Genomic DNA, 11,463 nt, shown 5'->3' with positions numbered 1-11,463 from the left:
TACTAAGTTGTCTGATGATTTGGTTGAGGCTAATGCTAAGGTTGATGATTTAACTGCTGAGTTAAATGAAACTCAAGCTAATGCTACTAAATTATCTGAAGATCTTGCTGAAGCTAATCAAAAAGTAAATAACTTAACTACTCAGTTAGAAAAAGCACAATCTAATGTTACAATTGTTGTTGATGGTGTAGAATATCCAGTTGATGTTATTAATGGTACTGCTACTATTAAAACTAACTCAACCAAACCAATTACTAAAAAAGACACACTTATTGTTGCTAATCAGACTTTCACCTGTGCTGCAGTAGATTACAATGCAGGTGAAAGAGGTGGAATGTTTTACGCAATCTTAAAAGACAATGAAGGTAATGTTTTAGCTAATAAAACTGTTCAAATAGCTTTTAATGGTAAAATCTATAACAGAACTACTGATGATGAAGGAAAAGCAGGTTTACAAGTAAATCTCGCAAATGCTAACACATACACTTTTGCAGTATCCTTCCAAGGTGATGATGAGTATAATGCAGCATTTATTACATCATCAAAAATAGTAGTTACTAAAAAGAAAACCACCATTAAAGCAGCAAACAAAGTATTCAAAGCTAAAACAAAAACCAAAAAGATTAGCGTAACACTTAAGACTGTTAAAAACAAGTATGATAAAAAAACATACTTAAAATCTGGTAAAAAAGTAACCTTAAAAGTAAATGGTAAAACCTACACTGCAAAAATCAACAAAAAAGGCGTAGCTAAATTTACCATAAAAATAACTAAAAAAGGTAAATACGCTGCTAAGATTAAATTTGCAGGTGACAAAACCTACAAAGCATCTAGCAAAACAATAAAAATAAGAATAAAATAAAAAAACATTTAATGGAGAGTAAACCTACTCTTCAATTTTTTTCTTTTTTATTCAATAAATTTATCCTTTTATATTTTTTTACTTTTAATTAGATTACTCTTTTTCACAGATTATATTATTCATAACTTTTAATGAATCAATTCTTTAATATTTAATTTAAAACATTTAAATAATATTAAGATTTTCATAAAAGTTTATTTTCATAAAAAAGGAGCTGTTTTATGAATTATAAATGTTTTATACTGATGTTATTTGTTTTGTTTTTAAGCATGAGTATAGTATCTGCAAATGAAATAGGAGATAATATCACATCAATAAATGATGAATCACCAATGGAAAGTGTAGATAATATTTCCTCTTTAAGTGTCGAATCTTCAGTTGAAACTGTAGATAATATTGACTGTATGAATGAAGATAGTAATATTAATGATTCAAATGTTCTTCAAGCTTCCTCTCAAGATGTAATTCAAAGTGATGAAGATGTAATTGTAGTAAATGATTGGAATGAATTACAATATTATTGTGCACAAACAGATAAAGATTATACTTTAAAATTAAAAGAAAATACTAATTTCTACCCCACAGATCCTCATGATCCTATTTATCAAATTAAAATTAAAAATAATGTGAAAATTATTGGAAGTGATGGTTCATATATTGGTGATGAACCAGAAAATGTTAGGGACATACGTTTTGTAGCATTTTTAGTTGAGGATAATTTAAAATATGCTTCATTAAATATTGAAAATGTTACTTTCAAACATATTTGGTCAGTATATTCTGTTGTAGGTGCTGGAACTCGTGATGGTATATTTATGCAGATGGGTGGAAAAAGAAACAATGTTATTAAGAATTGTATTTTTCAGGATATACTTTCTCAGTATGGGCATGCAACAATTGTTTATCTTAAAAAAGGTTCTGCTACTTTAGATAATTGTAGTTTTATAAATTGTACTAGTGCTTATGGTGTTGTTAGTGTTTATGATCCCAATAGTGTAAAATCTACAGATATGATTGTTCGTAATTGTTATTTTGAAAATAACTATGCATCTACTGAACCAGGGTGTATTAATAATTGTGGTAAGTTAACTGTTTATAATACTACTTTTGTTAAGAACAGGTCTTTTTGGTGGGCAGGAGCAATACACACTCATAATGGTGGTAATACTACAATTTATGATTCTAATTTCACAGATAATGTTGCTGGTTGGAATGGTGGAGCACTATATACCTACAGTTATTTACAAATTTATAATTCTGTTTTTATAGGTAACAATTGTACTACTAATGCTGGTGGTGGTGCAATAGGTGCATGTTCCTACCAAACTGATCCGCATATTTATATTAAAAATTGTCTTTTTAAGGATAATAGTAACAATTGTTGGGCTACTGATGAATTGTCTAATGATTTGGGAAATGGTGGTGCTATAGCTTTGATGGATGCAGGTTCACTCACTGTTTTGGATAGTATTTTTATTGCTAATTCTGCAGCATATGGTACTGCAATTAGAGCTATGGATGTTGCTACATATGGATCACCCGATATAATTATAGTAAATAATTCATTTATAAATCATACTAGGCATAATGATGTTTTAATGCTTCATGTGGATGGAACTATTCTTAATGTTTCAGATAACTACTTTGAAGGAAATTCAATTGTATTCTCCAATTTAACTCTTATTAAGTTAAGTGAAGGTAGAGAACATGCAACATTGCAAGTTAATGCTTCTTTAAAAAATCCAAGTTATTATGATGATGACATTTTAGATAAAACAGAGTATGATGTTTATATTAACAATAAATATGTTAAAACTGTAAATACAACTGTTTTCACTGTTGATTTTGGTGATTTGGATATTTGTGATGTTTATGTAATTCCAACCATTTCAAACCGTAAATCCAATGAAGTAACCATAACAAGCACTAGAGATTATGTATTCGTTTCTAAAAGTAATGGAAATGATTCTAACAATGGAATTTCTAGAGACGCCCCAGTTAGTACTATCAAAAGAGCTTTGGAGCTTGCAAATGTTTGTCAAAACATTATTCTGTTAGATGGTGATTACTCAGAAAGTGATATTCAAATTGATTACGGTGTTACAATCAAAGGAGAAAGCAATGCTACATTAACGGGCACTACTTCATTTATCAGTAACGCTAACTTCACTTTGAAAAATCTGAAAATCAATAATTTGAACACTGAGAATTTCATCAAGCAAAATAAGAACAATCTTATTATTTCCAATTGCATTTTCACAAATAACAATGCAGTTTTAGTTCACAATAATGGATTTACTTCTTTAACCAATTCCATATTGTTAAACAATTCTAAAATAGTGGATGGTAATATTAACGATTGTGTTTTGGATTATAATTGGTGGGGTAATGTTCCTTCAGAGTTAAGTAACTATATTACTTTAAATCTAACTTCCGATGTTAATGCTTTGGAGAATAATCAAAAAACAAACGTTAAAGCAGTTTTCTATTTAAATGATGGAAGCAAATACACAAACTTACCAGATATCAATCTTGACGTCACAGTATTGAATGGTGTTTCAAGCCAAAGTACTGTCAATATTGATTCTAGCATTGTTTACACTTTAACTGCTTTTAGTGATGGTGCTTTAACTGTTAGTTATAATAACATCAATGCCACTAAGTCTTTTGAGTTTTTAAAATCTAATGCAAGCATTTCATTAGAGACAAATGATATCCTGATTGGTGATAATGTAGTTGTCACTGTAACAACTCCAAGTGATGCGGAAGGTAATTTAACTGTTAATGTTGGAAACCTTTCACAAACTAAAGTGATTCAATCTGCAAAATCCACTTTCACATTTGAAAACTTAAAAGCAGACACATACAATATTACTGTAACATACACTGGTGATAAGAAGTATCTCTCAAAAGAGTTAACTTCAACAGTTAATGTTAACAAGTATGAATCCACCACTAAATTGAATCTTAGCACTGTTAATGTTGGTGAAGATGTCATTATAACAATTACCACAATTGCTACTTCAACAGGTAATGTTACTTTATCAATTAACGATAACTCTACAACATTAACATTAACCGATTGCAAAGCAAACTTCACTATTAAAAACATCAAAAGAGGAGATTATCGCATCAGTGCAGTTTATAATGGTGATGAGAAATATTTGACAAGTCAAGACTCCAAGTTCATTGAAGTGGATAATTTAAATGCTACAATGTCTATTAAAACAGATGATATCTCTTATGGTGATGTGGCAGTAATTAAAGTCACTTTAAATGATGATGCTTCCGGAAATATTACAGTAACTATTGATGGCAAATCAAACCAATCTAAATTATCTAATGGTAAAGCTGAAGTTACATTCGCCAATCTTGATGCAGGGTCTAATAAAAACATCAGTGTATTCTACACAGGTGATGATACATACTTCAACTTGACCAAAACAAGTACTTTCAATATTGCAAAGGCTGATTTAACATTTACTATCTCTTCTAGCGATATTAAGATTGGTCAATTTGCTGAGATTGTCATTACTGTTCCTCAAAGGACCACTGGTACTTTCACTATCGGTGAGGATATCATCAATATTCCTATGTCTGGTGAGATTTCATATGTTATTTCTGATTTGGAAATAGGCAACTACACATACACTGCAACATACAACGGTAACAATTACTACACTGTATCTAGCTCCACTAGCTTTACTGTTAGTGAGTATCCGATTCCACAAGTTTCAGATGAAGGTTTCAACACAGTAAACTCCCATAAATCTCAGTATGAAACCTCAACTAATGGAAATATAGCTTTCATTATTCCATTCAACGAAACTTTATCAGGGGATTTAGTTATTGACAGTTTAGGCAATGTTTACCTACCAACTCAATCTGGTATCTATGCATTTAATCAGACCAGTCAGTTGTGGTATTTCACATCCACTGCTGCGGCAGGTAACCTTTCAGGTGTTGCAATCAGCCGTGATGTAATCATTGCACCTAAATCCGGTGACACATTATACTTCATCAATCAGACTTCCGGTGAAAGGTGGGGGGAATCCAATATTTATCAGGGTTCCAGTTTCTTTGCTCCGGTAGTTGATGATAGTGCAACTTTATACATTGCAAGTGAGTATCAGTTCACTTCTGAAGACTATAAACTCACAATTGTTCCATATAAGTTGTGGGAGAAAGGAGGTGACCCAACACTAATAAGCATAGGTAACACCATGCCGTTGTGTTCTCCAACCTTAAACGAAAACATTATTGTGGTTGTCTCAGACAATAGGTTAAGAATCATTGATGCTAAGTCATTGCAGACTATTGCAATAAAATCAGGTAATTATTTACCTGTAAGACCAATCATTGGTGAGGGCAATATTGTTTATGCTCTTTTAAGTGACAGTGTTGTTGCATATAATGGTAATGGTGTGCAAGTTTGGAAAACCAAAGTTACAGGAGGAGTTGGATCCACAATAGCATTAGACAATGAGCAAGGTCTATACCATGTCAATGCTAAAGGAATTATCTATAAGTATGATATTGTTGACGGTACTCAGTCCAAGTTTTCAAATTTAAAGGTAACTTCAGGAATCCTTATTGATGCTAACAATAACTTGTATTTTGGATCAAACAACATATTCTATGCTCTTGACAGTGAAGGTAACATCCTCTGGAAATCTGATTTGGACTCTAAAATCATCGGAAATCCTGTAATGGATGCTTCCGGTTTGATTTATGTTCCAACTGAAAACAGCATCACTGCAATAACTTATGCTCCTTTAAGTGATTCTGATTTGAAAGTAAGTGTTGATGATATTGTTGAAGGCCAAAAAGCAACAATCATAATCACATGGAACAGTCAAACCACTGGAAGTGTTTCATATAATGTAAACGGTGAAGATGTAACTGTTGATGCGGGAGATGCTAAAATAACCAAAGTAATTTCTGGTTTGTCTGCTGGTTACTATGACGTTAGTGTGTCTTATCTTGGTGATATGAGATTTAAAGAAACTACTGTGACTAAGACTTTTGCTGTTAGGTCAACTGATGATGTTGCAAACAACATCCTCTTTGACGGCAATCAAACATTCACCTTCAGCCTAACTAATGCTCAGGGCAATCTGACAGTCAATGTTGCAGGCAAAACCTACAATAAAGCATTAATAAATGGTCAAACAAGCATTACAATAGATAAGTTGTCTCCAGGGGACTGGGATGCAGTTGTAACATATTCCGGTGACAGGCAATATAATAAGGCAAACCGTACTTTCAGCATTGAAATTCCTAAATACAACATAGATTTAAATGAGGTAATAACAACTGAAAATATTGTCTCAAGAATTTCAGTTTCACTTCCAAATGATGCAACAGGTAACCTGACACTTTCTATTGGTACCAAAAAGTACACAGAAACAATAACTGCAGGTAATGCTGTTATTATTGTTGATGATTTGCCTGAAGGAAATTACTCAGCAACACTCACATATTCAGGTGACAATAATTATGAAAGTGTTTCTAAAACAGTCAGCATCACTCCAGCCAAAATTAAAGTAATCTTGGATGACACCAATGTCATTGTCAAGTCAGGTGCAGAACCTAAAGTTTCAGTTAAATTAGCTGATAATGCTACCGGCAGTTTCACAGTAACAGTTGATGGTGAAGATTATTCTGCAGATATTTCAGAGGAACTTATCCTTTCTGGTTTGGAACCTGGAAACTACACTGCAACATTAACATATGGTGGTGATTTCAGATATTCCAAGGCGACTACAGAAATCCGCTTTGAAGTTCCAAAAATTGTTTTACAGTTCAATGATTCCAATTTAATCATCTCTAAACTCGATGACGGAATAATAGTCGATGTAACCTTGCCGGGTGATGCTCGCGGTGACATTGTGGTTAGTGTAAACGGCACCAATTACACAAGTAAATTAAATGGTGGTGTTGCATCTCTCAAAGTCTCTGGTCTGGCTCCTGAAAACTATCAATCCACAGTAACATATGTGGGCAGTGATAAATACGAAGCAGTCAGCAAGATTTTCAGATTCTCCATTGGTATGGTTGAGGTCAGCTTCAATGACACTACTTTAAGTGTCATGTCTCCAAGTCCGCAACCTGTTGTTAATGTAGAATTCGACAAGGCCGTTACTGGTAACATTACCGTAACCGTAAACAATAAGGAATTCATTAATGAATTGATTGACGGCAGCTGTTCTGTTGAAATCACCGGTTTGAATCCTGGAAATTACAGTGCAACTGTTTCCTATTCAGGCGATGCAAAATACGGTGCAACCGAAAAGACAATCCAATTTGAAGTTCCAAAAATCACTGCTACATTGGAAAATCTCGTTGTCAAATCCAACGTTACTGTTCCTGCAGTATCCGTTATGCTCCCATCAGATGCAACAGGTAATCTGACTGTAGACATCAACGGAAATGTATACATTGGTAATGTCATTAATGGTAACTGTTCTGTTGAGCTCACTGGCCTTGATCCTGGAAACTACACTGCAACTGTCGTCTATTCAGGTGACGGTAACTACACTGGTGCCAATAAAACAGTCAATGTTAAAGTTCCAAAGATAATCATTGAGCTTAATGACAGTAACTGTTGGTGGAATGCTTCACAGGTTTCTGTTAACTTGAACAACGCTACAGGTACATTAACAGTGAAAATTGCAGATAAAGTCTACACTGAAGAGTTAACTGACGGGGTTGCTGTTGTTTATATTGGTGATTTGGCTCCGGGAAGCTACAATGCCGTTATATTGTATTCCGGCGATAGCAAATATGGTTCTGCAACTAAAATCATTGATGTTAATGTTCCTAGGGTAGTAGTTGAGCTTGACAATGACACTTTGGTTATTGACAGTCAAAATGTTTCATCTGGTGTGAGCATTAACCTGCCTGGAGACGCAACAGGTACTTTATCAGTAACTGTTGATGGTAAAAACTACACTGAAACTCTAATAAATGGTAAGGCAACAGTTAACATTCCAGAATTGGCCGACGGTGAGTATAACATGACAGTCACATACTCAGGTGATGGCAAATATGAAGGAATGACTAAAACAACACTTATCAATGTAACTAACACTGCAGGAGATAATTCCACAAACACTACTGGGGACAATTCAACTAATGCAACTGTTAAAGCAGATCCTGTTCTCGTCATCAGTGCGGATGATGTTAGTGTCGGTGAAACTGTGGTTGTCAATGTCAGAACTTCAGTGGAGACAGGAAAACTCATTGTTAATGTTAACAATAAGGATTATGAGCTTGTTATCAGTAATGGGGAATCTAGTGTGAATATTTCTGATTTGGCTGTTGGCAACTACACGGTAGTTGCTAGATTTGCCGGTGATGACAAGTTCAATGAGGCCACTAATTCAACCGGCTTCAGTGTTTTAAAGGTCAATGTTCCAGTTACCAATGAAACAATTAGCATTCCTGAAAGTGACGCTACTGAGTATAGTGTTTCACTTCCATCTGACGCTACAGGTACATTGACAGTTACTGTTGATGGTAAAGATTATAGTGAAACTTTAACTAATGGTAAGGCTACAGTAAATATCCCTGAGTTAAGTGAGGGTTCACACAACATCACTGTTACTTATTCCGGTGACGGCAAATACTCACCAATAACCAAGTTCAGTGTTGTTGTTAAAAATCCTGCAAACTCTACTGGCGGAAATAATACTGGAAATGTAACTGGTGATGATAACTCCACTTCAGGAAATAACACTAATCAGTCCGTCAGCATTCCTGATGATGCATTAAGCATTCCTCAAAGAGGAAGTGACTATAGCATTTCTCTTCCAGCGGATGCAACTGGTACATTGACTGTTACTGTTGATGGCATTCCATACTCTCAGGAGTTGGTAAACGGTAAGGCAACTGTATGCATTCCGGAATTAGCTGAAGGATCACACAACATTACTGTAACTTACTCTGGTGACGGTAAGTACGCACAGACATCCAAGTCCAGTGTTGTTGTAAAAGAGCATGTGCCAGTAATAAAACTTACTGCTTCCAACTTGAGCATGCTCTACACTTCAGGCAAGTACTTCAAGGTCAGATTAACCAGTGATGGCCAACCGTTGGCGAATAAACAGGTTAAGATTACTATTAACGGTAAGACTTACACTAAAACAACTGATAAGAATGGTTATGCATCAATGAAAATCAGCTTGGCTCCAAAAGCCTACACTGTCAAAGCAACCTACGGTAATGTCACAATTACCAAGAAGGTTGCCGTTAAAAGTATCATAACAGCTAAAAACATTAACGCCAAAAGGTCTGCTAAAACTGTTAAAATTAAAGTGACACTCAAAAAGGTCAACGGTAAGTACCTTAAAAACAAGAAGGTTACCTTGAAGTTCAACAAAAAGACTTTCAAAGTAAAAACCAACAAGAAGGGTGTTGTAACATTTACCATTAAAAACAGCGTTTACAAAAAGCTTAAGGTAAACAAAAAGTACACCTATCAGGTCATCTATGGTAAAAATAAAGTCAAGAAAACTATAAAATTTAAAAAATAAATGGGGAATTTAACATTCCTCAAATTTTTTCTTTTTTTCGTGTAGATTAAGCATTTCAAAGAGGCTATTTTTATACTCAAAATCAATTTAATTGAAAATTCAATTAATTAAAATATGTGATGCAATTCTTATTAATATAATAATTAACTGTTTCTTCAAGCATTGCGATACTTGTTTTGTGTCATGGTTCCTATTCAGTAACATAACTTATTTATATATGGTGGATAACTAGTAAAATTACGAAATGCATTTTATGAGGCGTTAATCTATCAAGATAATTAAGAGGTTATAGAAATGTATTACACTGAAGACCAGGATTTAATTGATGATTTTCACTTGAAGTCAGGTCATAGCGTTGGATCTATAAAATCATACAGGACAGTATTCAACAAATACACAGCATTCCACAACATGAGTCTATGCGACCTGTTGGATGAAGCAATAACCGAACAGGAAAACCACACTCCGGAAAACCGATTAACAATATACGACAGAATAATCTCATTCAGGGATTATCTCATCAAAAACAATATAGGAAACACAATAACAAACTCAATATCAAAAATCAAGACATTCTATCATTACAACAGGGTAACAATACCATTCATACCGCCACTCAACAAAAAGTATGTTAATAAAAACGATTTGATAAGCTTTGCTGATTTACCGACCAAGGATGAACTTAGACTTGCAATGCAGTTTGCAGACGATGACTTGAAGATGTGGATTATGGTTATCATATCATCAGGTGCAAGCCGTTGTGAGGCCAAATCCATGACAAACAGAACACTATTTGAAGGAACAAAGACATATCACAAAAAAGATAATTTTCATGACGCTTTAAAGTATTTGGCCAGAAACAACAATGTCGTATGCACATGTAAATTACTCAGGCAAAAGACAGACAAGCCATACTACACTTTCCTCAATCCCGAATGCGTGCAGAGGATTGCAAAAATCAAACTGAAGCATGAAGATTTTGATATGGACGCTCCACTTTTGAAGTATAATATGAACCATGTAAATCGTAAGTTTAAAAAGCTGAATGATTATTTGGGTTTCGGTGAGGTCGGTGGCTATGCACGGCTTCGCCCTCATATGTTAAGGAAATTCAACTCAACATACCTGACTCAAGGGTCTTTTGAAGGGGATTTGCTGGGCATGGATAGTGTTGACATGCTTCACGGCCGTGGCAAGAACAAGACACGGCAGGCATATTATAAGGACAATCCGGACTTTCTGAAGTTTGAATACATCAAGGCAATGAGCAACATCTCACTCTATCGAAGATACGATTATAAGATTGTAAACGGAAGGGTGAAGGTTATTTCAAAGCCTTTATGATATCATGTTCTTTTGGGAGGGATGCAATAAATATAATAGCTATTATATATAAATAATATAATATGTCAGATAATAAAAAAGATAATATTGGCTGGACAAGCTTTTGTCAGGCAATGAATTCAATAGCCTACTGGCTTGTCCAGAACAAAAAGAAGTATAAAAAACGTGATTACTACCAGATACTAACATTAAAAGGCAGCTGCAAAGATATAGAAAAGAAAGCGAAGAAATTAGGAGGTGATAAGCTAGTGGCAATGTATGCCATGGCAGTGATTAAGGACAACAAGTCACTGGATTTCCTTCCAAACTATGTAACACTAAAAGACGGAACTCAAATTGACAAGGCAGACTATATTGACATGGCCATAAGAGCAGAAGCATACATTAGGGCAAACGGAAGACTTCCTGCAATCGTATATAGAAAATCAACATTGCCTGATTATGAGGATTCCACAATGAAGCTCTTTGTCAAAACATTCAACTTCAAAGGAAACACCATAGATGAGGCTTTAGCAGTAATAGCTAAAATCAAATTGTACCTGAAATACTTCGATTCACAAAAGACTGACAAAAAGACAATAACTGATGCTAAAGCAGGTAAAGGTTCCAACTGTGTGGACTGGGGACAGGTATATTATCGTAGTGCGACAAGCTAGGACCAGTAATTTGTTATATGTTTAATTAACATATGTTAGTGCAGTTATATGAACTGATAACGTT

General features: G+C 34.3%; 3 protein-coding genes and 1 pseudogene. All 4 read left to right on the top strand.

The genetic code is table 11. The annotated features are described in order from the left end of the window. A pseudogene (locus tag UIB65_RS00805) lies at nucleotides 1-862 on the top strand (hypothetical protein); the annotation flags it as partial. Nucleotides 863-1,083: 221 nt separating this feature from the next. Then, entirely contained in the window at nucleotides 1,084-9,399 is an 8,316-nt protein-coding gene (locus tag UIB65_RS00800) for an Ig-like domain repeat protein (RefSeq protein ID WP_330039256.1), read from the top strand. Between the two features lie 294 nt (nucleotides 9,400-9,693). Next, nucleotides 9,694-10,743, top strand: coding sequence for a hypothetical protein (locus UIB65_RS00795; RefSeq protein WP_330039255.1), 1,050 nt, complete (start codon nucleotides 9,694-9,696; stop codon nucleotides 10,741-10,743). Nucleotides 10,744-10,805: 62 nt separating this feature from the next. After that, nucleotides 10,806-11,399: a pseudomurein-binding repeat-containing protein gene (locus tag UIB65_RS00790; RefSeq protein ID WP_330039254.1), complete on the top strand. Its 594-nt coding sequence runs from the start codon at nucleotides 10,806-10,808 to the stop codon at nucleotides 11,397-11,399. Nucleotides 11,400-11,463: the final 64 nt, after the last annotated feature.

Origin of the sequence: Methanobrevibacter sp. (assembly GCF_036307625.1) — an archaeon.
GTDB lineage: Archaea > Methanobacteriota > Methanobacteria > Methanobacteriales > Methanobacteriaceae > Methanocatella.
Note: the sequence above shows the minus strand (reverse complement) of the source record. Positions and strands in the feature narration are given on the sequence as shown.